Raw genomic sequence first — 24,912 nt, 5'->3', positions numbered from 1 at the left:
GCCCGGGTTTCCGGGCCGTTGTTGTTGGGGCGGGGATTGGGGATTGGGGATTGGGAATTGGAGATTCGCCAGCCTGCGACGTTTTCGCCGGCCTGAGCTTTCTTGCAGGAGCGGCTCCGGCCGCGGCACGATGCTTTCCATGGGGCACGGCTGAAGCCGCTCCTCCGGCGCATGGATCGGGCGTCCTTGTGGGAGAGACTTCAGTCCCGACGCATGAAGGTGCCGGCTGGCGTTGGGCTTCACTCGTCGCGGCTGAAGCCGCTCCCACAAGCGCCATACGCATTGCTCGCGAGATGCTGCCCGCGTGCAACCGCGACGCGCCCAACACCGTGCTCCGCCTCGTGCCGCGCAGCCAGCATCCCTCACATCGCACTGCGAAAAACGCCGCAGCACCCGCGCGCAGGCACCGCCGCGTGCACCACATCCGTGCGCATGGCCGGCATTTTGTCTACACGCCCGGAAAATCCCGGGATTGGCGCTGCCGCAACGCCTGCAGCGGTGGTTGCAATTGCAACCTCGGCATCAGGCTTAACGGAATATTGACTCCATTGACATCAACCGGTAATCCCTAGGTCGCGTCGTCGCATCCGCCAGGGGACAGGGGAGTGCGCATGCAGCGGCGCCTCCCCCCACTTCTGGAGCCGCCTCCCCCATGACGCGCACGCTCACTCCGCTCGCGCACGCCGTCGCCCTGTGTCTGGCGACGTCCGCCGTTTCGGTCCACGCGCAGAACACCGGCAACGCGCAAACGCTGGACACCGTCATCGTCACCGGTACGCGTGTGGCCGATCGCACCGTCGCCGAATCGGCCTCGCCGATCGACATCATCTCGCCGGAGACGCTGCAGTCCACCGGCACCACTGAACTGGCCACTGCGCTGTCGCGCGCGGTGCCGTCGCTGAACTTCCCGCGCCCGGCGATCACCGACGGCTCCGATGCGGTGCGCCCGGCGCAGTTGCGCGGGCTCTCGCCGGACCAGGTGCTGGTGCTGGTCAACGGCAAGCGCTACCACACCACCGCGCTGGTCAACCTCAACGGCGCGCAGGGCCGCGGCTCCTCGCCGGCCGATCTCAACACCATTCCCATCGCCGCGGTCGAACGCATCGAAGTGCTCCGCGACGGTGCCTCCGCGCAATACGGTTCCGACGCCATCGCCGGCGTCATCAACATCGTGCTCAAGGGCAGCGGCACGGGCGGCAGCCTGGCCGGGCGCTACGGCAAGTACAGCGCCGGCGACGGCGAGCAGTACCAGCTCTCCGGCGATGCCGGGCTCACCTTCGCCGAGACCGGCACAGTGCACTTCGCCGCGCAGGCCGGACACCAGGACCAGACCGACCGCGCCACGCCGTACCAGGGCCAGGTGCAGCAGCGCTACGGCGACCCCGACGTGGACCAGGGCGCGGTCTCCTACAACGGTCAGTACAGCCCGGCCGACTACATCACCTTCTATTCCTACGCGATGCTCAGCCGCCGCGAGGTGCTGTCCAACGGTTACTTCCGCTGGTCCGGCGACAACCGCAACCGCCCGGAGATCTACCCCGACGGCTTCCTGCCGCAGATCTACAACGTCAGCAAGGACGTGTCCTGGGTCGGCGGGGTCAAGTCCAGCACCGCCGGCGGCCTGGCCATCGACCTCAGCTACAACTACGGCCGCAACGATCTGAGTTTCGACGTGCGCCATAGCCTCAACAACAGCCTCGGCCTGGCCAGTCCCACCGAGTTCTATGCGGGCGCGCTGCAGGTCACCCAGAACGTGCTCAACGCCGACTTCAGCAAATCGCTGGAGGTCGGCCTGGCCTACCCGGTGACCCTGGCCTTCGGCGCCGAGTGGCGCGGCGAGAAGTTCAACGAATCGCCGGGCTCGCCGGCGTCCTATGTCAACGGCGGCATTCCCTCGGCCAATGGCACCCTGCTGCCGGGCGCGCAGGTGTTCGCCGGCTTCAAGCCCGGCGACTCCGGCCACTACGATCGCAACAGCTACTCGGCCTATCTCGACCTGGAAGGCGACATCACCGACAAGTTCTCCGCCGGCCTGGCCGGGCGCTACGAGAACTACAGCGACTTCGGCGACACCGCCACCGGCAAGCTGTCGCTGCGCTACGCCTTCAGCCCGAAGGTCGCGCTGCGCGCCACCGTCTCCACCGGCTTCCGCGCACCGTCGCTGCAGCAGCAGTATTTCCAGTCGGTCGCCACCAACTTCATCAACGTCGCCCAGCCCGACGGCAGCATCGCCGCCACGCCGTTCGAGATCGGCACCTTCCGCACCGACAACCCGGCGGCGATCGCGCTCGGCGCCGAACCGCTGAAGGCCGAGAAGTCCAAGAACTACGGCCTGGGCCTGGTGCTGCAGCCGGTGGACGCGCTGTACATCACCCTCGATGCCTACCGCATCGACATCGACGACCGCATCGTGCTCTCGGAGAATCTCACCTCCACGGCAGTACGCAACTACCTGCAGGGCAACGGCTACGCCGGCATCGGCGGCGGCCGCTACTTCACCAACGCCATCGACACCAAGACCCAGGGCGTGGATGCGATCGGCACCTACAAGATCGCGCTGCCCGCGAGCAGCCTCGATCTCACCGCCGGCTACAACTACAACAAGACCGACATCGAGAAGATCGCCGGCAATCCTGCGGTCCTGGAAGCGATCGACCCGACCGCGGTACGCATCGGCCGTGCCGAGATCGGCCGCATCACCCGCGGTTCGCCGCGCGACAAGTTCTTCCTGAGCAGCGTATGGTCGCCCGGCGCCTGGGCCTTCACCGCCACGGCCACGCGCTGGGGCGAATTCACCGACTTCGGCACCACGCCGGCCGCCGACCAGACCTATGCGGCCAAATGGACCCTGGACCTGTCGGCCGCCTACACGCTGGGCCGCTGGCGCATGACCGTCGGCGGCGACAATGTGCTCAACGAGTATCCCGACCGCTCGCGCGCCGGCGCCGGCACCCGCACCTATCTGCCGTACAGCACGTCCTCGCCGTTCGGCTTCAACGGCGCCTTCGCCTACGCCAACGTCAACTACAGCTGGTGATGCATTGCGGCGGCGGTGTCCCGGCACCGCCGCCGCCGCGTTCATCGCAGACAACGCCGCGACCGCATATCCGCCAGGTCGGTCTCGATGGCGTGCGGCGCTACACCGCTGACGCAGGAATCGGATGGGCATCAACGCGGCGTTGACGAAGCGTCGGCAAAGCGCGCGCCCATAAGCCTCGTCCCGTTCGGCAACGCATCGCACTCGCGCCGTCATCCGTTCGACCCATGCGTTTGCAGCGACGCGTCGCCTGATCGCGGCCGACGGCGACGCAGAGGCGTCAAACATTCGCCGCGCGATCCGGGCGCATCGGGCCGAGCGACTGTACCGATCCGGTCACGTCGGTGATGGCCATCTCAGACACGGCACGACTCGTGATCGCATTCGACACACGCCGGGCGACGGCGCGATAGATTTCCCCACGATGCAACGCGCTCGCCATCGACAGCGGCATTCGGCATCACTTGGCTGTGCCAAACGCGGAAGCGCCAGCAGCAACATGCCCTGCTGCACCGCGAGGACATACCCGCAATGTGTGGCATGGAAACTGCAATAAGGTCCACGCCCGACACCCCGGCGATGCCGGATGGTCGACGCGAATCGCGCGTGATCTGGGGCCATACCTGAGCAAGCCGATGCGGCGTATTTGCGGGAATTCCTCCGCAAAAATAAGCGTGAGCCACATCACAAGTATGAATCGATTGATTATTTGTCAACAGTGGCCTGTTGCGATTCGCGTAATGTGGAATCGCCTGAACGGCAGGCAAAAAAGCCCCATCCGGGGAAGGACCTGATTATGTGGAAAACTTCTAAACTCGCGACACTCTCGGGCATCGTGCTCTGCTCTGCGCTGGCGTCCAATGCCTATGCACAGAGCTGCTGTCCGGGCGGCGGTGTCGGTACGCCGATCGCCATTCGCGGCTTCGGCGAGAGCGCACCAGCGGCGACCAACCTGTCCACCAACGCATCGGTGCGCATCTATCAGTTCGAGCGTAACGGCGTGACCTACCTGCAGATCAACGACAGCACCGGTCAGGTGCGCGGTGCGGTCGGCCGCGTCGGCGACACCGCCTGGGTGACGCCGATGGGCAAGGACGTGGATCGGGTGAGCACCGTCGACACCTTCGACAGCAGCCGCGGCACCGTGGTCTACGATGCGCGCTACTTCACCGTGCAGGTGACCAGCGGCGCCAACGGCGACGTCTGGACCGTGACCATCAAGAAATAACGGTCTTTTGCAGCGGCTCGGAGATCAGGAAGCTGATCTTTTGCTCATGACGGCGCCGGCAGGTGCCGTCATGAGCCTTCAAGCGGCTGGCCAGTTCCCAGTCCATCTCGTTGGCGCTGTGATGCTTGCGGCCGCTGCCCGGCATCGCCGCATCGGCTTCCACGGTCACCACCAGGCCGCGCTTGCCGCGTGCCGACCAGACTCGTGCGGTGATCGTATGCCGGCCCGCGTCGGGCAGGATTTCCATGGCGTTGAGCACGCAGCGATACGCCGCCAGCTGCAGCCCGATCGACAGCCGCCGCGAATCCCCGTGCAGGCGCGCCTCGACCTCGGTATCGCAGGCGTTGGCGAAGGCGATGGAATTCAGCGCGCCGTACAGGCCGTGGGTTTCGATATCCAGCGGATACAGCGCCGCGACGTAATCGTCCAGCAATTGCGCCTGGATCACCCCGGTACGGTTCATTTCCATCGCCGCGGCGTAGTGACCGTGCTCCTTCAGCGTACTGGCGATGTCGCGGCGCAGCTTGTTGATGTGCACATGGATGTCGGTGTACTCGATCACGCGGTTACGCAGCGTGCGCTCGGCCGACATGTAGCTGGCCTGGGCGACTTGCAGGGCCTGCCTTTCGGCAAAGCCGAAGCGTTGCGCCTGGTCGAAGGCGACAGAGAGCCTGGCGCCTAACGAAGCGAGCGCAGTCACCGCGAATGCCACCAACAACTGCACCTGCAATGTGTCCGCATCGTAGGCACCAGCATAGTTGGTCTTTGGCAGTGACATGGCCACCGCAAAGTTGGCCATCACAACACCGATTGCAGCGCCTCGCCATGCATGCTTGAACGTCAGCCACACAGCCGGCGCGATCATCAGAACCAGAACGAACTGGCGCAGCACACCCTCGGCCTGCATTGCCCCAGCGAACAGGACGGCCATCAGTAACGCAGCGACGCCCGCGCTGTGCAGCAGCGTCCTTCGCTCGCCTGTATCTCCCTCTCCTCGCCTGACCCACAGCAGGGCGGGAAAGACGAACATGACGATACCCAGATAGAAACCTATCCAGAACTTCAGCGTGTTTTCCAGATTGATATAGGCGGCAGGCCCACCCAGCAGCCAGTTGACTCCCTTGTTGACGAGCACTGCCCACAATGCCGCGCACAGGCAGATCAGCGGCAGCCAGCTCTGCTCGACCCGGAAATCAGGAAGGCTGCGCCGGACCGCCCAAGGCAGCAGCGAGAAGGCCGGCATCAACAGGAACGAGCTGCCGTACACCCAGACCGGATTTGCCCCGCCCTCCTCGATCATCGGCACACGCATGCTCAGCAGCGCCGCCGCGTCTCCCAGAAAAACGTAGGGCCAAAGCCGATACGGGAGAAACAGCAGTGCTGCGGTGCGCAGTCCGATCGGCAGGAACCATTGATCCAGAGAGCAGTGCCACACGGCCAGGTAGGCCGCGCAGTACACCGCGCTCAAGAGGATTCCGCTCGCGAATGTCTTCAGTCTAGCCATGCCACCTGGTCCTGGCAGGACACCTAATTGGCGCAAACATACACCACGGGATGGGCCGAAACAGTAGACAGATAACGTCCATCATCCGCTGTAATGCCTTTCCTGACAGGGAGTTGCGCGAGGGACCCAATCGCTGCGACTTCCATCCCACTCAGGGTGTCGGGGAGCGGGAGCCGGGGCTGGGATACGGCACCGCCCGGGGCGCCGGTTGCGCGGCTCGCGGCCCTGGCACGCGCGTCCATGCCCCACCTGCGCGACGCCAGGGGCATGCGGCTCGCGGCCGCCTGCTCCCGATGCCGGCCGCCCAGCCGCCGCCCGAGATCGTCCCGTCCTGTCGCCGCACGCACAGCCCGCCACGTAATGGGCCTGTGGCCCAATCACGATGCCCGGGGTCCGCCAGCCGTTTGGCGCCACCCATCGATTTGCCGACAAAAGCCTCGATCGGCGACACTCGGGGCCTACTTGTTCTGCGATCCTGAATGCATCACGACACCAGTCTCATCGACATCATCGCGGTCGGGCTCGCGCTCGCCTTCATCCTCGGCACGCTCGCCCATCGCCTCAAACTCTCGCCGCTGGTCGGCTATCTGGTGGCGGGCATCTGCGTGGGCCCGTTCACGCCGGGCTTCGTCGCCGACCAGGCCCTGGCCACCCAGTTGTCGGAACTGGGGGTGATGCTGCTGATGTTCGGCGTGGGGCTGCACTTCTCCCTCGAAGACCTGATGGAAGTGAAGTGGATCGCGATCCCCGGCGCGCTGGCGCAGATCGCGGTCGCCACCCTGCTCGGCTGGGGGCTGGCCTGGAGCATGGGCTGGCCGACCCTGCACGGCCTGGTGTTCGGCCTGGCGCTGTCGGTGGCCAGCACCGTGGTGCTGCTGCGGGCGATGGAGGAACGGCGCCTGCTGGAAACCCAGCGCGGGCGCATCGCGGTCGGCTGGCTGATCGTGGAGGACCTGGTGATGGTGCTGGCGCTGGTGCTGCTGCCGGCGCTGGCCGACGCGCTCGGCGGCAAGGGCGCCGACACCGGGGCGATCCTCGGCGCGCTCGGCGTGACCCTGCTGAAGATGGCCGCGTTCGTGGCGGTGATGCTGGTGGTCGGCCGCCGCGCGATTCCGTGGGCGCTGGAGAAGGTCGCTGCGACCGGCTCGCGCGAACTGTTCACCCTGTCGGTGCTGGCGATCGCGCTGGGCGTGGCGTTCGGCTCGGCCACCCTGTTCGGCGTGTCGTTCGCGCTGGGCGCCTTCTTCGCCGGCATGCTGCTGAAGGAATCCGAGCTCAGCCACAAGGCCGCCAACGACTCGCTGCCGCTGCGCGACGCCTTCGCGGTACTGTTCTTCGTCTCGGTGGGCATGCTGTTCGATCCGCACATCCTGGTCGAGCATCCCTGGCAGGTGCTGGCCACGTTCCTGACCATCACCGTCGGCAAGTCGCTGGCCGCCTTCGTGATCGTGCGAGCGTTCGGCCACCCCACCGGCATCGCCCTGACCATTTCCACCAGCCTGGCGCAAATCGGCGAGTTCTCCTTCATCCTGGCCGGCCTGGGCGTGAGCCTGGCGATCCTGCCCGAGACCGGCCGCGACCTGATCCTGGCCGGCGCGCTGCTGTCGATCATCGCCAACCCGCTGCTGTTCACCTGGCTGGACCGCTGGCAGGCGCGGCAGGCGGTGGAGGCGCCGGTGACGGTGGAGCCGGAGTTGCCGCCGGGCCCGTCGCTGGACCTGGTCGACCACGCCATCGTGATCGGCTACGGCCGGGTCGGCAGCGCGCTGGCGGCGGTGCTGCGCGAGCGCGGCGTGCCGGTGCTGGTGATCGACGACAACCGCGACCACGTCGAACGCGCCCACGCCGACGGCATCCCCGGCATCCGCGGCAGTGCCGCCGCCGACCGCGTGCTGGCCGAGGCGCACCCGGACAAGGCCAAGATCGCGATCCTGGCGATCCCGCAGCCGCTGGAGGCCGGCGAGGCCCTGGCCAAGCTGCGCGCGCTGAACCCGGCGCTGACCCTGCTGGCGCGGGCGCACAGCGATGCCGAGGTCAAGCACCTGCTCGACCACGGCGCCGACGGCACGGTGATGGCCGAGCGCGAGCTGGCCTATTCGCTGGCGGAAATGGTGATGGCGACGCCGCCGTACCGGGGGATGCGTGCCGCGGCGCGCTGAGGCCTTGACCGCAGGAATGAGGGATTGGGGATTGGGGATTGGGGATTCGCAAAAGCGGCTCCTCTTCGGACGGTGAGTCGCAGAGCGAAAAGCGCGGTAGCGCACAGAAAGCGTCTACGGCGGCCGTGAGGACCTGCAGCGAATCTTCTTGATAAGCATTCTCGTTTACGGCAGGATTGCGCTCCCTTCCCCAGTTCCGCGCGCCCTCCCCCATGGCCTGCAAGATCGGGTTGCTCAACTCCGTGCCCAGTGCCCTGCTGTGCGAGATGTTCGGGCATGTCGGCTACGACTTCGCGGTACTCGATCTGGAACACGTGCTGCGCTCGCCCGCCGAGCTGGAACATGCCATCCGCGCCTGCGAGCTGGGCGGCTGCGAACCGTGGGTGCGCGTGCCCGAGGTCGATGCCAAGCTGATCGGCCGGGTGCTCGATGCCGGCGCCCGCGGCGTGGTCCTGGCCGGGCTGGACAGCGCCGAGCAGGCCGAGCGCGCGGTCGCCGCCGCGCACTTCCCGCCGCACGGCCGCCGCGGCATCACCGGCGGCCGGGTCACCGGCTTCGGCAGCGTGGCCCTGGCCGACTACATCGCCGGCAGCCGCGCGCGCCTGCGCGTGATCCCGATGATCGAGAGCGCCGCCGGCGTGCGCGCCCTGCCGCAGATCCTGCAGGTGCCCGGCGTGTCGCTGGTGATGGAAGGCGCGCTGGACCTGGCGCTGGACCTGGGCGTCGGCCCGCAGCCCACCCATCCGCAGGTCTGGGAACAGCTGCTGGCGATCGACGCGGCCTGCCGCGCCGCCGGCATTCCGTTCTGCCCCAATCCGCGCGACGCCGCGCAACGCGCGCACTGGCTGGCGCAGGCGGATCTGCAGTGGCTGTTCGCCGGCGAGGACCGCGCGCTGCTGCAGGCCGCGTTGCGCCAGCGCGCAGCCGACCTGCGCAGCCCCTGACCGTTTCGTTCCTGTTGGAGTCGTCGCCTTGATCGCTTCGCTATCCCCTTCGCTGCTGGCCGTCGCCCTCGCCGCCGCCATGCTCGCTCCCACCAGCGTGCGCGCCGAGGACACCCCGCCCGACGCCGACGCGCAGGCGCGGATCCGCCAGCTCGACGCGGTGCAGGTGCAGGGCAGCCTGCTCGGCCGCTCCACCGTCGAGGACGTGCAGCACTACGCCGGCAGCCGCCAGGTGATCGACAGCACGCAGCTGCGCACCGGCGCCAACCGCTCGCTGGACGACGCGCTGCAGAAGGTGCCGGGCATCAAGGTGTTCGACGAGACCGGCACCGGCGCGCTGCCGCAGATCATGCTGCGCGGCCTGTACGAGAGCCGCAGCGGCCGCGTGCAGGTGCTGGAGGACGGCATTCCGCTGGCGCTGGCGCCATACGGGCAGACCAGCCTGTCGCTGTTCCCGGTCGGCCTGAACCAGATCGACCGCATCGACATCGTGCGCGGCGGCGCGGCGGTGCAGTACGGCCCCAACAACGTCGGCGGCGTGATCAACCTGATCAGCCCGGACATCCCCACCACCTGGACCACCACGCTGGGCCAGAAGGTCACCGCCGGCGGCGCCGGGCATTACCTGGGCGACACCGCGATCAGCACCGGCGGCTATGCCAGCGACACGTTCGGTCTGCAACTGGACGCCAACTGGACCAAGGGCGACTACTGGCGCGAGCACAGCGCCACCGACATCAAGAACCTGCGCCTGCGCGCGGAATGGTGGCTGGCGCCGGACACGCTGCTCAAGGCCAGCGTGCAGCGCTACGTCGCCGACATGGACATGGCCGGCGCCTTGTCCACCGCCGACTACCTGCGCGATCCACGCCAGTCGACGCGGCCGCTGGACGCATTCAACGGCCGCACCACGCGCGCCTCGCTGGTCTACCAGCAGGACTTCGGCGATGTGGGGCCGTTCCAGGACCTGCGCCTGGACTGGAGCAACTTCAGTGCGCGCAGCAGCCGCAACTTCATCGTCGGCATGCGCTCGGCGGCCAGCGAGACCTGGCGCCCCGACCTGCCGCCGCAGCTGCGGCAGAGCGCGCCGCGCGATTTCCGCGTCTACGGCAGCGAGCCGCGGCTGAGCTGGACGATGGGCGACGGCGCGGTGCGCCAGCAGTGGACGCTGGGCGCGCGCGCGATCAACGAGGACATCGACTTCCTGGTCGGCAACACCCGCCTCAGGGACGGCCTGTACACCCTGGTACGCGACTGGCGCTTCAAGGACCGCGGCGCTGCCGCCTACGTCAGCGACGCGATCGCCTTCGCCGACGGCCGCGTCACCGTCACCCCCGGCCTGCGCTACGAGCAGCTCGATTCGCGCTACTACAACCTGGCCAGCGGCGCGCGCACGCGCAACAAGACCGACGACGTGCTGCCCGGCCTGACCCTGGGGTTCCAGGCCAGCCCGCAGTGGTACCTGTACGCCGACGGGCAGCGCTCGCTGCGCGCGCCGCAGGTCACCCAGATCATCTTCGGCGACAACCTCGACGCCGAACTGGCCTGGAACTACGAAGCGGGCGCACGCTACCAGCCCAATGAGCGCACCCGCGTGCAGTTCGGCGGCTACCTGATCGACTTCGACCAGCAGATCCAGCTCGACAACACCACGCGCACCTACCGCAACCTCGGCAAGACCCGCCACCAGGGCGGCGAAGTGGAACTGCAGTGGAGCCCGGCGCAACTGCGCGCGCTGACACTGAACGCCGGCTACGCCTATCTGGACGCGCGGCAGGAATCGGGCGTGTACGACGGCCTGCGCGTGCCCTACACCTCGCGCAACCAGCTCACCCTCGGCGCGTCGTACCGGCCCGAGTCCGGTCATACCACCGTCGCCGTTTCCAGCTATTACTTCAGCCGCGCCTTCAGCGATGCGGCCAACACCGTGCAGGAAAACGCGATCGGCTCGGTCGGCGAACTGCCGGCCTACTGGGTCTGGAACGCGCAGCTGAGCCAGGTGCTCAGCGAAGGCGCCAGCGGCAAGCTCAGCGCGTCGCTGGCGGTCAACAACCTGTTCGATCGCAAGTACTGGTACCGCGGCATCGACACCAGTCCCTGGGGCCGGCAGCCGGCGCCGGGCCGCAGCGTCACCGTCGGCCTCGAGTACACGTTCTGATCCACCGCCGGCGTCGGACGACGACGCCGGCCGCCGCACCACCGCGCGCCACCACGGCGCGCCGCCGCCCGCGGGAGACGCGGGCACCTGCAGCGGACGCAGCCGCGTCCTTCCCCTACCCAGCGCGCGCCCGATGCGATGCGCCAGGCAACCACGCGACCCTGCCGCAGCCGCGGCGCATGCCTCCCGTGTCCGCCTCCGCGCGGCCGCGCCGGCGACGTGCGTGCGCCTGCGCCCGACGAGACCCGCACATGACCTCGCACGACGCTCCCCTGCTGCTCCTCAGCCACGTCTGCCACCCGGCGGTGACCGATGGCTTCCTCCCCGCCGCGCAGCGCCTGGGCGTGCCGGTGCTGCTGCTGACCGACCACCGCCACGCCCACCTCGAGCACTTCCGCCGCCATCCGCCCGCCGCACCGGTGCAGGTGCTGGAGTGCGACGTGTTCAATCCGCTGGGCGTGCTCGACCTGCTCGGCAGCCTGCCGCAGCCGCCGCGCGCGGTGTTCAGCAACAGCGATCACCTGCAGACCAGCGCCGCCGTGGTCGCCGCCGCGCTCGGCGTGCCCGGCAAGGACTGGCAGGTCTGCTACGCGGCCAAGAACAAGGCGGCGATGCGCCAGCGGCTGCGCGCGCTCGGCCTGCCGACGCCATGGTTCTGCAGCCTGGCGCCGGGCGCGATGCCGCCGGCGCAGGCGCCGTGGCCGCTGATCGCCAAGCCGCGCGAAGGCGTGGCCAGCCTGGACGTGCGCCACTGCGCCGACGCGGCGGCGCTGCAGGCCTACCTCGATGATTTCTGGCAGCGCCACCCGCAGCGCAGCGTGCTGCTGGAGAGCGTGCTGGAGGGTCCGCTGTTCACCCTGGAAACGCTCGGCGACGGGCGCACCCTGCAGCCGATCGGCGGCTTCGACGTGCAACTGTCGGCGCCACCGCATTTCGTCGAATGCGAGGCGCGCTGGCGCAGCGCCATCGACACCCCGGTGCTGCAGCAGGCACTGGCGCAATTGCAGGCGTTCGGCATCGGCTTCGGCGTGTGCCACAGCGAGTTCATCCTCACCGCCGACGGCCCGGTGCTGGTGGAGATCAACTACCGCAGCATCGGCGACGGCCGCGAATTCCTGCTCGATCACCTGTTCGGCGGACACTGGTTCGACAGTGTGCTCGGCCTGCACCTGGGCCGGCCGCTGCCGACGCTGCAGGCGCGCCGCGCGCAGGCGCTGGTGCGCTACTACGTGGCCGAGCACGACGGCACGCTGGCGGTGGCCAGTGCCGACCACGCCAGCAGCGATGCGCACTGGGAAGCGCGCTACCGGCGCCTGCGGCAACCCGGCGACGCCATCCGCCTGAGCCACTCCAACAAGGATTACCTGGGCGTGCTGGACGTGCTCGCCGACACCGCGTCGGACCTGCAGCAGGCGCTGGCCCGCACCGAGGCGTCGCTGCACTGGCGCATCGACACCGCCACCGGAGTGGCGGCATGAGCCAGGACGCCGACCGCCGCTACATCGACCTGCGCGTGATCGACGCCTGCCTGCGCGAAGACCTGCGCGGCATCGTCAGCCGCGGCGCCGCGGCCACGCCGCCGCCGGCGGTGCTCGCCGCCTGGGCGCAGGCGCCGCTGCCCGCGGACGCCATCTGGTGGCGCATCGCGCACCTGCCCGACGGCGAACTGTGGCTGCCGCTGCGCCGCGCCGGCTACCTGCAGACCGTGAGCGCCTGCAGCGACGGCTGGGTCCTGCACACCGGGCAGCACAGTGTCTGCGAATCCGGCGCCGCGCAGTGGCTGGCGCGACTGGGTGCCGGGCTCGACGCGGAGACCCAGGCCTTGCACCGCGCCTATGTCGAGGAAGCCGAGTGCGCGGTACGCCAGCGCGCGCTCGCGCGGCAGGCCTACGCGCAGCAACGGCCGCTGCTGGCCACCGCGCTGGACGCCGCCGATGCGCACGAGCGCGCCTACCGCTGCGAACAACTGGCCAGCCACCGCGACCATCCGTTCTATCCCAGCGCACGCGCCAAGCTTGGCCTGGACGATGCCGACCTGCCGCGCTACGCACCGGAGTTCGGCCCCAGCTTCGCGCTGCGCTGGCTGGCGCTGCCAATCGCGCAGGTCACCCAGACCACGCCGCCGCCGGCGTTCTGGCCGCGCCCGAGCATGCTCGGCCTGGACCCGGCGCTGGACGCCGACCATGTCGCCTGGCCGCTGCACCCGCTGATCTTCGCGAGGCTGGGCGAGGACGGCTTCGCCCTGCCGGACGGCGCGATCGCCGCGCCGCAGCCGTGGCTGCAGGTGCGCCCGTCGCTGTCGCTGCGCACGGTGATTCCGCTGGCGTTTCCGGATCATCATCTGAAGCTGCCGGTGCCGATGCGCACGCTCGGCGCGCTCAACCTGCGCCTGATCAAACCGTCCACGCTGTACGACGGTCACTGGTTCGAACGCGTGCTGTGCGACCTGGCCGCGCACGATCCGGCGCTGGGCGAACGCTACCTGCACGTGGACGAGGCGCATGCCGGCCATGTCGGCGAGACACGCCACCTGTCCTACCTGCTGCGCCGCTATCCGGCGTTGCCGGAGGCGACCCTGGTACCGGTGGCCGGCCTGTGCGCGACGCTGCCCGATGGCCGACCGCTGGCCGCGCACCTGGCCGACCGCTTCCATGGCGGCGACCTCACCGCCTGGTGGGACAGCTACCTGGCGCTGATGTGCCAGGTGCACCTGCGGCTGTGGCTGCGCTACGGCATCGCGCTGGAGGCCAACCAGCAGAACAGCGTGCTGATCTACGCCGCCGGCCGCGCGCCGCGGCTGCTGATGAAGGACAACGACGCGGCGCGGGTGCTGCTGCCGCGGCTGTACGCGCAACGGCCGGCGCTGGCCGCGCTGGGCACCCCGCGCGACGCGCGTATCGTGGTGCAGGACGACGCCGCGCTGGCGCGGATGTTCTGCACCATCATCCTGCAACTGGATCTGCAGGCGGTGCTGGAAGGGCTGGCGGAATGGCAGCCGGGACTGCGCGCCCCGCTGTACGCACTGCTGCGCGCGCGCCTGCACGGCACCCTGCGCGCGCTGCGTGAGGACGGCATCGACACCGCCCCGGCGCAGGCGCTGCTGGACGCGCCCACGCTTCCGGTGAAGTACCTGCTCAGCGCCGGCAGCCTGCTCGGCAAGCAGATCACCGGCGCGGCGGACATCAACAAGTTCTACGGCGACAGCGCGCCCAACCTGCTGCGCGAGGATGCGCTGACGGCGCGCGCGGTCGCGGCCGGGGCGGCGCGATGAAGCGCCTCCTCGGCCCGGTGCTGGCCGCGCATTATCTGGCCGCCTTCACCGCGCTGGGCATGCCGCTGTTCCTGCCGCAGGTGCTGCAGCAGCTCGCGCCGGGTGCGGCGATCGGCTGGAGCGGCGTGCTGTACGTGCTGCCGACGCTGTGCACTGCGCTCACCGCCAGCACCTGGGGCCGGCTGGCCGACCGCTATGGACGCAAGCGCTCGCTGCTGCGCGCGCAACTCGGCCTGGCGCTTGGCTTCCTCATGGCCGGCTTCGCGCCGAACCTGGGCTGGCTGGTCGTCGGCTTGGTCGTGCAAGGCGCCTGCGGCGGCTCGCTGGCCGCGACCAACGCCTATCTCAGCAGCCAGGCGCAGCGTGGCTCGCTGGCGCGGGCGCTGGACTGGACCCAGTTCTCGGCACGCCTGGCGATGGTCACCGCACCGGCGCTGCTCGGCCTGGCCACCGCGCTGGGGCCGGCGCAGTCGCTGTACCGCTACCTGGCGCTGCTGCCGCTGCTGGCCTTCGCGCTGAGCTGGCGGTTGCCGGCCGATCCGCCGCGCGCGCCGGCGGCAGTCGCATCCACACCCGCGATGCCGCAGGCGGATGCGGCGCAGCGCCGCCAGCGCTGGGCGCTGTGGACCACGCAGTTCCTGTTCTGTTTCGCGATGGTGGTGACCTTTCCCTACTTCCTGCCGTATGCGCAAGCGCACGGCATCGGCAGCAGCGCGGTCGCCGGCCTGCTGTACAGCCTGCCGCACCTGGTCTACCTGGTGCTGATGCCGTGCTGGCGCGGTCGCGACCACCGCATGTCGCCGCTGCCGGCGGGGCTGGCGCTGTTCGCACTGGCCTGCCTGCTGCAGATGGCGCCGCCGGCGCCCGGCTGGTTGATCGCCGCGCGGCTGCTGTTCGGCCTGGGCATGTGGATGGCGCTGCGCGGCCTCAACCGCAGCCTGGCCGAGGTTGCCGGCGGGCGCGGCGCGGGTCAGTTGTTCGGCCGCTTCGATGCCGCCGGCAAGTACGCCGGCGTCGCCGGCGGCGCCCTCGCCGGTGCCCTGGTGCAAGGCCATGGCCTGGCCGTTCCCTTCCTCGCCGCCGCCGCGGCCGCCCTGCTGGCGCTGCTGCCGGCCCTGATGCTCACGTCCGTTCGGAGAACCGTCCATGTCCCCGTTGCCGATGCATGACCCGTGGTACGACAGCCTGGCGCAAGCGCAGGCGATCACCTGCTGGCTCAACTGCTACCTGCGCGAAGTCGCGCTCGGTCGCGGCCTGGCCGACTTCGACTATCGCGGCCTGGACCGGCCCGGCATCGCTGCCGCCGGCGAGCGCTGGCTGCGCCTGCGCCTGCCCTCCGGCGCCACGCTGTGCGTGCGCCTGGCGCATGCCGACGGCCTGGGCCGCTGCCGCTTCGCCTCGGCGCCCTACCTGAAGGCCGACGGCCGTCCGTGGCACTGCCTGGACGCAGAGGCGCTGGTGCGCCTGCTGCTGCAGGAACTCAGCGAAGGCGAGCACGCGCCCAACCTGGAACTGCTGGCGCAGAGCGCCAACAGCATCGCCATCACCGCGCAGTTGCTGCGCCAGGCCGACGCCGCCCAGCCCACCGGCGAGACGCTGATCGATGCCGAGCAGTCGATGCTGTGGGGCCACGCCTTCCATCCCACGCCCAAGAGCCGCGAAGGCGTGCCGCTGGAGCAGGTGCTGGCCTGCGCGCCGGAAGCGCGCAGCGCCTTCCCGCTGTTCTGGTTCCGCATCGATCCGCGCCTGTATCGCGCACAGGGCGATGACGTGCGCGCGACGCTGGCGCAGGCTGGCGGCGGCGCCGACCTGTACCCGTGCCATCCGTGGGAGGCCGAGCGCGTGCTGGCGCATCCGCTGCTGCGCCAGGCGCAGGCGCGCGGCTGGATCGAGCCGCTGGGCGAACGCGGCCTGGCGCTGCGCCCGACCTCGTCGGTGCGCACGCTCTACCACGCCGAGCTCGATCATTTCCTCAAGCTGTCGGTACACGTGCGCCTGACCAACTGCGTGCGCAAGAACGCCTGGTACGAACTGGAAAGCGCGGTGGCGCTGACCCGCCTGCTGGCGCCGGACTGGCAGGCGCTGGCACAGCGCGTGCCCGGCTTCCACGTGCTGCTGGAGCCGGCCGCCACCGATCTGGACTTCTCCGCGCTGGACGCCGATGCGCAGGCCTGCCGCGAGCTGGGCGAGAGCTTCGGCGTGCTGTACCGGCAGGCGATCCCGGCGGCGCAGCGGGCACGCTATCGCCCGCAGGTGGCCGGTGCGCTGTTCACCAACGATGCACGCGGCCAGCCGGCTTGCGCCGCCGCACTGCAGACGCTGGCGCAGCGCAGCGGCAGCAGCCTGGAGGCGGCCACCGCGGCCTGGTTCCGCGCCTATGCGCGACTTCTGCTGGATGGCGTGTGGAGCGCCTGGTTCGGCTACGGCATCGTGCTGGAGCCGCACCTGCAGAACACCGTGATCGGCTGCGAGGACGGCCTGCCGACACAGGTGTGGATCCGCGACCTCGAAGGCACCAAGCTGCTGCCGTCGCGCTGGCCGGCCGCACGCCTGCCGGGCATGTCCGAGACCGCGCGACAGTCGCTGTATTACAGCGCCGAACGCGGCTGGAACCGCATCGCCTACTGCGCGCTGGTCAACAACCTGGCCGAAGCAATCTTCCACCTCGCCGACGGCCACGACCGCCGCGAACGCCAGCTGTGGCAGATCGTCGGCGACATCGCGCGCAGCTGGCAGCAGCGCCACGGCACGCAACCGGCACTGCAGGCCCTGCTCGACGGCGCGCCGCTGCCGGCCAAAAACAACCTGCGCCTGCGCCTGCTGCAGCGTGCCGACCGCCATGCCGACTACAGCTTCCTGCCCAACCCGATCGGCAGCGCCGCGCTGCGGCAGGCGGCGGCATGAGCCTGCGCATCGATCCCGCACCACTGCACGCGGCGCTGGCGCAGTTGCGCACGCAGGCCGACGGCCCGGTCTGCGCCTACGTCTACGACCTGGCCGCGCTGCAGGCGCATGCGGCGATGCTGCGCGCGCACCTGCCGGCCGAGTGCGAGCTGTTCTATGCGGCCAAGGCCAACGCCGAGCCCCCCGTGCTGCGCACGCTGGCACCGTGGGTGGACGGTTTCGAGGCGGCCTCCGGCGGCGAACTGCAATGGCTGCACACGCACCAGCCGGGCCGTCGACTGCTGTTCGGTGGCCCCGGCAAGCTCGATACCGAACTGCAGCTGGCCGCCAGCCTGCCCGACTGCAGCGTGCACGTGGAAAGCCTGGGCGAGCTGCAGCGACTGGCGCGCATCACCGCGTCGCGCACAGGCCCGTTGTCGGTGTTCCTGCGCCTGAACATCGTGGTGCCGGGCATGCAGGACACGCGCCTGGTGATGGGCGGGCGACCCTCGCCGTTCGGCCTGGACGTGGACGACCTGGATGCCGCGATGCAGGTGCTGCGCGGCGCGAGCGGGCTGCGCCTGGACGGCTTCCACTTCCACCTGCTGTCGCACCAGCGCGATGCGCAGCTGCAGTTGCGGCTGATCGCGCACTACCTGCAGACCGTGCAGGGCTGGCGCCAGGCCTACGCGCTGGGCCCACTGACGGTGAATGCCGGCGGCGGCTTCGGCGTGGACTACGCCGATCCGGCGGCCTCGTTCGACTGGGCCGCGTTCTGCGCGGGGTTGCCGGCGCTGCTGCGCACGCACGGCCAAGGTCTGCGCCTGCGCCTGGAGCCGGGCCGCTATGTCAGCGTCGCCTGCGGCTGGTACCTGATGGAGGTGCTGGACATCAAGCGCAGCCATGGCGCGCAGTTCGCCGTCGGCCGCGGCGGCACCCATCATTTCCGCACGCCTGCCGCGCAAGGCCACGACCATCCGTTCCTGGTGCTGCGCGGCACCCAGCCGCCGGTGCTGCGCGATGCGCGGGTGACCCTGGTCGGGCAACTGTGCACGCCCAAGGACGTACTGGCCCGCGACCAGCCGGTGGCCGCACTGGCGCCGGGCGACTTCCTGGCGTTCCCGCTGGCCGGCGCCTACGCCTGGAACATCTCGCACCAGCAGTTCCTGATGCATCCACCGCCACAGATGCTGTTCCTCGACGGGCCGGCGCAGGCCGCCGACGCCTTGCCGCAGCGCCGCATTGCCGACTCGGCCGCCGCCGCGTCATGATCCGGTCACCCGTGCCGGCGCACCCTGCCGGCACATCCAACCGGAGCTGCCGCCATGACCCGTTCCGCCCGCTTCGCCGCCACCTGTCTGCTGCTGAGCTTCACCGCCGCCCCACTGCTGGCCGCCGCCGCGACCAAGCCGCAAACCGCACAACAGACCCTGATGGCCAAGTGCTCGGCCCAGAACAAGGGCAAGAAAGGCGATGAGTACAAGAGCGCGCAAAAGGCCTGCCTCAGCGGCGGCACCGCCCCGGCGGCGGGCAACGCCTCCCAGCAGCGGATGAAGGACTGCAACGCGCAAGCCGCGACGCAGAAACTGCAGGGCGACGCCCGCAAGACCTTCATGAGCGGTTGCCTCAAAAAACAGTGAGCCAGTAAGCCCCTCTCCCCCCGGCGACCGAAGGAAGTCCCGTGGGAGAGAGGGGTTGGGGTGAGGGTACGGCGCGTAGCGTCTCGCGGTGTTTGGGGGCACGAGGCTGCGCCCTACCCTCATCCGCCCCTTCGGGGCACCTTCTCCCAAGGGGAGAAGGGAAAAGCCGAGCCCCTCTCCCCCCGGGAGAGGGGTTGGGGTGAGGGTACGGCGCCTGGCGTCTCGCGATGTTCGGGGGCACGAGGCTGCGCCCTACCCTCATCCGCCCCTGCGGGGCACCTTCTCCCAAGGGGAGAAGGGGAAAAGCCGAGCCCCTCTCCCCCCGGGAGAGGGGTTGGGGTGAGGGTACGGCGCCTGGCGTCTCGCGATGTTCGGGTGCACGAGGCTACGCCCGTACCCTCATCCGCCCCTGCGGGGCACCTTCTCCCAAGGCGAGAAGGGAAAAGCCGAGCCCCTCTCCCCTCGGGAGAGGGGTTGGGGTGAGGGTGCGACAGCCAGCGAAGCCAGCAAGGACCGGCATTGCCAACCGCCACCGCTCCTACGACTCCCTGCTTTCCACAGCCGAACGGCTGGTCATCCCGACTCCCCAATCCCGGCCCTTCAACCATTCGACGCCGGCGTAGAAGCCGCAGCCGCAGGCGGCTCGACATGCAGTGGCAAACCAGCATGATCCACCGGAATCGGCGCATAGTCCTCGCCGAACGCCACTTCGCCCGGCGTCCACCCTGAGCGGCGTCGCACCGCGCCCCAGAAGCGCTTGAGCCCTTCCCACTGCAGCGCCACCAGGCCCAGCTCGTTGTCGCGGTCCACCATCGGGTCGCCCACGCCGGTCGGCCGCACCGGCTCGCCGTACAGCGCGGTGCCGAACAGCACGTCCCAGAACGCGAACACCTGGCCGAAGTTGCAGTTGTGCAGGCCGGGCCGCTCCGGATCCACGCGCATGTGGTGCAGGCGATGGAACGGTGGATCGACCAGGAGTTTGTCGAGCACCGGGCCGAAGCCGAAACGGGTGTTGGCGTGCGACAGGTTCTGCACCAGCTCGCCGAGCAGCATCAGCCAGGCGAACTCGTCGGCCTCGATGCCGAAGGCGATGCCCACCGCGGCCAGCACGAACGATTGCAGCATGCCGTCCAGGTAGTTGCTGCGGTCGTTGGCCCAGCAGCTGAGCTGGCGCTGGCTGTGGTGCATGCTGTGCATCGCCCACCACCACGGCATCCAGTGCTGCACCCGGTGCATCCAGTAGTAGGTGAAGTCGTAGGCGAGGTAGTACAGCGCGAACAGCGCCAGCGGATGCCGGTCCAACCACGGCCAGGCATGGCGCAGGCCGGTCTCCGGCGCCGCCGCGGCGTTGGGGTCGGCGCCGCCCAGCGCGTTCACCACCGGGGTCAGGATCAGGAACGAGAACAGCGGGAACACCCCGATCAACATCAGCCAGGTGTAGTGGAAGTCGATCCGCGCCAGCCGCCGATGTTCCCAGCGCTCGGCCGGCCACAGGCTCTCCAGCGGCCGGAACAGCACGCCGATGATGGACAGTTGCAATGCCGCCACCAGCAACGAGGCGGCGATGTCGTGCGGATCGTCGCTGAGCCCGGTCAGGTGCAGCGCCGCCAGCAGCGGCGCCACCGCGTGGCTGGCGACCAGGTCGACCAGCGTGGACCAGGCGTGGGCAATGGACGAGACCAGGGCGATGACAGGCATGCGAAGACGGCGATGGGGGCGCGACGGCCGACGCGACAGCATGCGGCCGCTGGCTTTCGCCAAGCTGTCCGCGCCGGCCGATGCCGGCCACGCGCGGTCGTGCTAGGCTGTATCGACATTCAGCGGTATTTTTTTGGGATGTCGAAGACCATCACGTCGCGGCCCAGCCGCTATGAATTGACCCAGAGCCAATGGGAGCGGATCGAAGACTTGCTTTCAGGCAAAGCCAGTGACCCGGGCCGCACAGCAGCCGACAACCGCACTTTCGTCAATGGCGTGCTGTGGGTGTTGCGCTCCGGCGCACGCTGGAGTGATCTGCCGCCGCGCTACGGGGCCTACAAAAGCGTGCACAAACGCTTTACCCGTTGGGCCGCCAAGGGCGTCTGGGAGCGGATTTTCCAGAGCCTGACTCGGGCTCGAGACAACGAGTACCTGATGATTGATAGCAGCATCGTCCGGGCGCATGCACAGGCGGCGACCGGAAAAGGGGGGCTTCGGACTCGGCTCTGGGGCGCTCCCGAGGAGGCCTGAGCACAAAGATCCACTTGGCCGTGGATAGCCAGGGCCGGCCGGTGCGGGTCGTGCTGACAGGTGGGCAGCGTAACGACATCACGCAAGCGCGCGCCTTGTTGGCCGGGTTCAAGCCGAAATATGTGCTGGCCGACAAGGGCTATGACAGTCGGGAACTGGTGGCGTTGATCAGGTCACGAGGCGCCAAGGCGGTGATCCCTCCACGCAGTTGCCAGCGGCCGCGCCGCTACGACAAAGCACGCTACCGGTTACGCAATCGCATCGAACGTTGCTTCGCCAAGCTCAAGCAGTTCCGCCGTATCGCCACGCGCTTCGATCGCAAGCCAACGCATTTCTTGGCTTTCCTGTATCTGGCCTCTATCCCAATGTGGCTGAAATGAATGTCGATACAGCCTAGTGCGTCGCGACGGCGTCGGGTCGCCGGCTCGGCAGCAGCGCGGCGACGATGCCCAGCAGCGGAAGGAACGACATCACCTGGTACACGAAGACGATGCCGCGATGGTCGGCGAGCAGCCCCAGCACCGCCGCGCCCAGCCCGCCCATGCCGAAGGCGAAGCCGAAGAACAGCCCGGAGATGGTGCCGATGCGTCCGGGCATCATTTCCTGCGCATACACCAGGATCGCGGAGAACGCCGAGGACAACACGAAGCCGATCAGCACAGTCAACGCGGTGGCCGCATGCAGGCCCACGTGCGGCAGCGCCAGCGCGAACGGCGCCACGCCCAGGATCGACACCCAGATCACCGGCTTGCGGCCGATGCGGTCGCCGACCGGGCCGCCGATCAGCGTGCCCAGCGCCGAGGCCAGCAGGAACGCGAACAGGTGCAACTGCGCGCTCTGCACCGAAATGCCGAAGCGCTGGATCAGGTAGAACGTGTAGTAGCTGCTCAGCCCGGCGATGTAGAAATACTTGGAGAAGATCAGCAGCAGCAGGATGCCGACGATGCGCACCACCGTGGCGCGCGGCAGCGCCGGCACCGCGGCGACCGGCCGCGACGTCGCGCGCGCGGCCTGCAGGTGCAGCGCGTACCAGCGCCCGACGTAGGACAGCAAGGCGATGCCGAGCAACGCCGCGCCGCCGAACCAGGCCACGCTGTGGCGGCCGTTGGGCACGATCACCGCCGCGGCGATCAGCGGCCCCAGCGCGGTGCCGGTATTGCCGCCGACCTGGAACACCGACTGGGCCAGGCCATGGCGGCCGCCCGAAGCCAGCCGCGCGATGCGCGAGGATTCGGGATGGAAGATCGCCGAGCCGATCCCGACCAAGGCCGCCGCCAGCAACACCATGCCGAAGCTGGGCGCATAGGCCAGCAGCAACAGCCCGCACAGCGTGGAACTCATTCCCATCGGCAGCGAATACGGCGCCGGTCGGCGATCGGTGCGCAACCCGATCAGCGGCTGGAACAGCGAGGCGGTGATCTGGTACGTGAGGGTGATCAGGCCGACCTGGGCGAAGCTGAGCTGGAACTGGCCCTTCAGCACCGGATACAGCGCCAGGATCAGCGACTGCATCATGTCGTTGATCAGGTGCGAGGAAGTGATCGCGGCCAGAACGCCGGACGCGACCTTGCGCGGGGCGACGGGAGCAGGCGAGGAAACGACGGGCGCGGCAGGACGCAGCGTGGACATGGCGGGACAGGCATTGCCGGGAGTGCGTGCATGGTAGGCTGCCCTGTCCCGACCTTCTTGCGCGACATGCCCAGCAACCATCGCAAAAAGGACATGCTGGTGCCGCGCGCCGGCCGCAATGCGGACGACGCGCCCGCCGACGTGGTGTGCAAGGCCGTCGACTACCCGCCCGACAGCGCCATCGCCCCGCACCGGCATGCGCGTCATCAGTTGATCTACGCGGTCTCCGGCCTGATGGTGGTGCGCTCGGGCCAGGGCCACTGGGTGGTGCCGAGCACGCGCGCGCTGTGGATCCCCGCCGGCACCGAGCACAGCGTGCGCTGGATCGGCGTCCTGCGCATGCGCAGCCTGTACATCCGCCCCGCCGCCATCGCCGGCATGCCAGACACGCCGACGGTGATGGCGGTGGAGCCGCTGCTGGAAGCACTGATCCGCAGCGCCGCGGAGATCCCCTGGGACCACGCCGCCGACTCGCGCGACGGGCGGCTGATGCGGCTGATCCTGGACGAACTGCATGCCCTGCCGGCGCTGCCGCTATACCTGCCGCAGCCGCGCGATCCGCGCCTGCTGCGCATCGCCGCCGCGCTCGACGCCGACCCGGCCGATGCCACCACGCTGCATGCCTGGGCCACGGAATTAAGCGTGGACGTCAAGACCATCCAGCGCCTGTGCCAACGCGAACTGCAGATGCGCTTCGGCCAGTGGCGCCAGCAACTGCGCCTGCTGCGCGGGCTGGAACGGCTGGCCGCCGGCGACCGCATCATCGACGTGGCGGTGGAGCTGGGCTACGACAGCCCCAGCGCGTTCACCGCCATGTTCAAGCGCCAGTTCGGGCAGCCGCCGAGCCAGTTCTTCCGCTGAGCACGCGTGCAGCCCGCGGCGTGGCTCAGGCCTGCGCCAGCGCCTGCTGCAGGTCGGCGAGCAGGTCGTCGATGTGCTCGATGCCCACCGACAGCCGCACCGTATCCTCGCTGACGCCGCTGCGCTGCAATTCCTCGGGCGAGAGCTGGCGATGCGTGGTGGACGCCGGATGCGTGGCCAGCGACTTGGCGTCGCCGATGTTGACCAGACGGGTGAACAGTTGCAGCGCATCGAGGAAGCGCGCGCCGGCGGCGCGGCCGCCGCGCAGACCGAAGGTCAGCACGCCGGAGCCGTGGCCGCGCAGGTACTTCTGCGCCAGCGCGTGCTCGGGATGGTCCGGCAGGCCGGCGTAGTTGACCCACTCCACCTTGGCCTCGCCCTGCAGGTGCCGCGCCAGCGCCAGCGTGTTCTGGTTGATCCGGTCCATGCGCAGCGGCAACGTCTCGATGCCCTGCAGGATCTGGAACGCGTTGAACGGCGACAGCGCCGCACCGGTGTTGCGCAGCGGCACCACCCGCGCACGGCCGATGTAGGCGGCCTCGCCCAGCGCCTCGGTGTAGACCACGCCGTGGTAGCTCACGTCCGGCTCGTTGAGGCGGCGGAAGCGCTGCGCGTGCGTCGCCCACGGGAAGCGCCCGGAATCGACGATCGCCCCGCCCAGGCTGGTGCCGTGGCCGCCCAGGTACTTGGTCAGCGAATGCACCACGATGTCGGCGCCGAAGTCGAACGGCCGCAGCAGGTATGGCGTGGGCACGGTGTTGTCGACGATCAGCGGCACGCCGTGGGCGTGGGCGATGGCGGCCACCGCCTCCAGGTCGGTGACATTGCCGCGCGGGTTGCCGATCGACTCGACGAAGATCGCCTTGGTGCGCTCGTCGATCAGTCCGGCGAAGGCGCCGGGATCGCGATAGTCGGCGAAGCGGGTCTGGATGCCGGACAGCGGCAGCGTATGCGCGAACAGGTTGTAGGTGCCGCCGTACAGCGCGCTGGAGGAAACGATGTTGTCGCCGGCCTCGGCGATGGTCTGGATGGCATAGGTCACCGCCGCCTGACCGGAGGCCACCGCCAGCGCGCCGATGCCGCCTTCCAGCGCGGCGATGCGCTGCTCCAGCACGTCGGTGGTGGGGTTCATGATGCGGCTGTAGATGTTGCCCTGCACTTTCAGGTCGAACAGGTCGGCGCCGTGCTGGGTGTCGTCGAAGGCATAGGCCACGGTCTGGTAGATCGGCACCGCCACCGCGCGGGTGGTGGGATCGGGACGATAGCCGCCGTGCACGGCGATGGTTTCCAGCTTCCAGTTCGGGTCGGACATGGACGGATCTCGGCAAGAGGAGCCGAGACGATAGCGCCCTGCGTGGCAGCGAATGCA

The 24,912-nt window shown here is 69.3% G+C and carries 18 protein-coding genes; 13 read left to right on the top strand and 5 right to left on the bottom strand.

Annotated elements, in window-relative coordinates; translation table 11 throughout:
- Positions 1–652: 652 nt before the first annotated feature.
- A complete protein-coding gene (locus tag RAB70_RS09320; RefSeq protein ID WP_148828134.1) occupies positions 653–3,037 on the top strand; it encodes a TonB-dependent siderophore receptor in 2,385 nt (794 codons plus the stop codon).
- Between the two features lie 280 nt (positions 3,038–3,317).
- Here the strand turns inward: RAB70_RS09320 and RAB70_RS09315 are convergent, their stop codons facing one another.
- Positions 3,318–3,491: a hypothetical protein gene (locus RAB70_RS09315; protein ID WP_170268097.1), complete on the bottom strand. Its 174-nt coding sequence runs from the start codon at positions 3,489–3,491 to the stop codon at positions 3,318–3,320.
- A gap of 342 nt (positions 3,492–3,833) precedes the next feature.
- Between RAB70_RS09315 and RAB70_RS09310 the strand changes: the two genes are divergently transcribed.
- A complete protein-coding gene (locus tag RAB70_RS09310; protein WP_026143831.1) occupies positions 3,834–4,265 on the top strand; it encodes a hypothetical protein in 432 nt (143 codons plus the stop codon).
- Here the strand turns inward: RAB70_RS09310 and RAB70_RS09305 are convergent.
- The gene (locus RAB70_RS09305; RefSeq protein WP_082028689.1) at positions 4,255–5,769 is read right to left on the bottom strand and encodes an MASE1 domain-containing protein; all 1,515 of its coding nucleotides are present in this window, start codon (positions 5,767–5,769) and stop codon (positions 4,255–4,257) included. The genes RAB70_RS09310 and RAB70_RS09305 overlap by 11 nt on opposite strands.
- 479 nt (positions 5,770–6,248) lie before the next feature.
- Between RAB70_RS09305 and ybaL the strand changes: the two genes are divergently transcribed.
- The 9 genes from ybaL (at position 6,249) to RAB70_RS09260 (ending at position 18,824) form a co-directional block, all read left to right on the top strand.
- Positions 6,249–7,928 carry a YbaL family putative K(+) efflux transporter gene (ybaL, locus tag RAB70_RS09300; protein WP_148828135.1) on the top strand — a complete coding sequence of 560 codons (1,680 nt, stop codon included), beginning with the start codon at positions 6,249–6,251 and terminating at the stop codon, positions 7,926–7,928.
- 212 nt (positions 7,929–8,140) lie between these two features.
- Positions 8,141–8,872, top strand: a complete 732-nt coding sequence (locus RAB70_RS09295) for an HpcH/HpaI aldolase/citrate lyase family protein (RefSeq protein ID WP_043091784.1) — start codon at positions 8,141–8,143, stop codon at positions 8,870–8,872.
- Positions 8,873–8,951: 79 nt separating this feature from the next.
- On the top strand, positions 8,952–11,030 hold the full coding sequence (locus tag RAB70_RS09290) for a TonB-dependent siderophore receptor (RefSeq protein WP_148828142.1): 2,079 nt from the start codon (positions 8,952–8,954) through the stop codon (positions 11,028–11,030).
- A gap of 251 nt (positions 11,031–11,281) precedes the next feature.
- On the top strand, positions 11,282–12,508 hold the full coding sequence (locus tag RAB70_RS09285; RefSeq protein ID WP_148828136.1) for an acetyl-CoA carboxylase biotin carboxylase subunit family protein: 1,227 nt from the start codon (positions 11,282–11,284) through the stop codon (positions 12,506–12,508).
- On the top strand, positions 12,505–14,301 hold the full coding sequence (locus RAB70_RS09280) for an IucA/IucC family protein (RefSeq protein ID WP_148828137.1): 1,797 nt from the start codon (positions 12,505–12,507) through the stop codon (positions 14,299–14,301). Before RAB70_RS09285 ends, RAB70_RS09280 begins: the two co-directional genes overlap by 4 nt.
- Positions 14,298–15,470 carry an MFS transporter gene (locus RAB70_RS09275; RefSeq protein ID WP_148828138.1) on the top strand — a complete coding sequence of 391 codons (1,173 nt, stop codon included), beginning with the start codon at positions 14,298–14,300 and terminating at the stop codon, positions 15,468–15,470. The genes RAB70_RS09280 and RAB70_RS09275 overlap by 4 nt, the downstream gene beginning before the upstream one ends.
- Positions 15,448–17,205 carry an IucA/IucC family siderophore biosynthesis protein gene (locus RAB70_RS09270; RefSeq protein WP_148828139.1) on the top strand — a complete coding sequence of 586 codons (1,758 nt, stop codon included), beginning with the start codon at positions 15,448–15,450 and terminating at the stop codon, positions 17,203–17,205. The genes RAB70_RS09275 and RAB70_RS09270 overlap by 23 nt, the downstream gene beginning before the upstream one ends.
- A complete protein-coding gene (locus RAB70_RS09265) occupies positions 17,202–18,455 on the top strand; it encodes a type III PLP-dependent enzyme (protein ID WP_148828140.1) in 1,254 nt (417 codons plus the stop codon). Before RAB70_RS09270 ends, RAB70_RS09265 begins: the two co-directional genes overlap by 4 nt.
- A gap of 54 nt (positions 18,456–18,509) precedes the next feature.
- On the top strand, positions 18,510–18,824 hold the full coding sequence (locus RAB70_RS09260; protein ID WP_148828141.1) for a PsiF family protein: 315 nt from the start codon (positions 18,510–18,512) through the stop codon (positions 18,822–18,824).
- A 600-nt stretch (positions 18,825–19,424) separates the two neighbouring features.
- Here the strand turns inward: RAB70_RS09260 and RAB70_RS09255 are convergent.
- Positions 19,425–20,522, bottom strand: coding sequence for a sterol desaturase family protein (locus RAB70_RS09255; RefSeq protein WP_148828167.1), 1,098 nt, complete (start codon positions 20,520–20,522; stop codon positions 19,425–19,427).
- A 138-nt stretch (positions 20,523–20,660) separates the two neighbouring features.
- On the opposite strand from RAB70_RS09255, the gene RAB70_RS09250 reads away from it, so the two are divergent.
- Positions 20,661–21,433 (top strand): IS5 family transposase gene (locus RAB70_RS09250; RefSeq protein WP_148830346.1). Its coding sequence is split into 2 segments (ribosomal slippage): positions 20,661–21,003 and positions 21,003–21,433, totalling 774 coding nucleotides; the frame shifts between segments, so codons are not numbered across the junction.
- A gap of 13 nt (positions 21,434–21,446) precedes the next feature.
- Here the strand turns inward: RAB70_RS09250 and RAB70_RS09245 are convergent.
- Positions 21,447–22,682, bottom strand: coding sequence for an MFS transporter (locus tag RAB70_RS09245; protein WP_017914320.1), 1,236 nt, complete (start codon positions 22,680–22,682; stop codon positions 21,447–21,449).
- A 93-nt stretch (positions 22,683–22,775) separates the two neighbouring features.
- Between RAB70_RS09245 and RAB70_RS09240 the strand changes: the two genes are divergently transcribed.
- Positions 22,776–23,543: a helix-turn-helix transcriptional regulator gene (locus tag RAB70_RS09240; protein ID WP_225851638.1), complete on the top strand. Its 768-nt coding sequence runs from the start codon at positions 22,776–22,778 to the stop codon at positions 23,541–23,543.
- Positions 23,544–23,568: 25 nt separating this feature from the next.
- Here the strand turns inward: RAB70_RS09240 and RAB70_RS09235 are convergent, their stop codons facing one another.
- A complete protein-coding gene (locus RAB70_RS09235; protein WP_017914322.1) occupies positions 23,569–24,855 on the bottom strand; it encodes an O-acetylhomoserine aminocarboxypropyltransferase/cysteine synthase family protein in 1,287 nt (428 codons plus the stop codon).
- Between the last annotated feature and the right edge of the window lie 57 nt (positions 24,856–24,912).

Source organism: Xanthomonas sontii (genome assembly GCF_040529055.1).
GTDB classification, from domain to species: Bacteria; Pseudomonadota; Gammaproteobacteria; order Xanthomonadales; family Xanthomonadaceae; genus Xanthomonas_A; species Xanthomonas_A sontii.
Note: the sequence above shows the minus strand (reverse complement) of the source record. Positions and strands in the feature narration are given on the sequence as shown.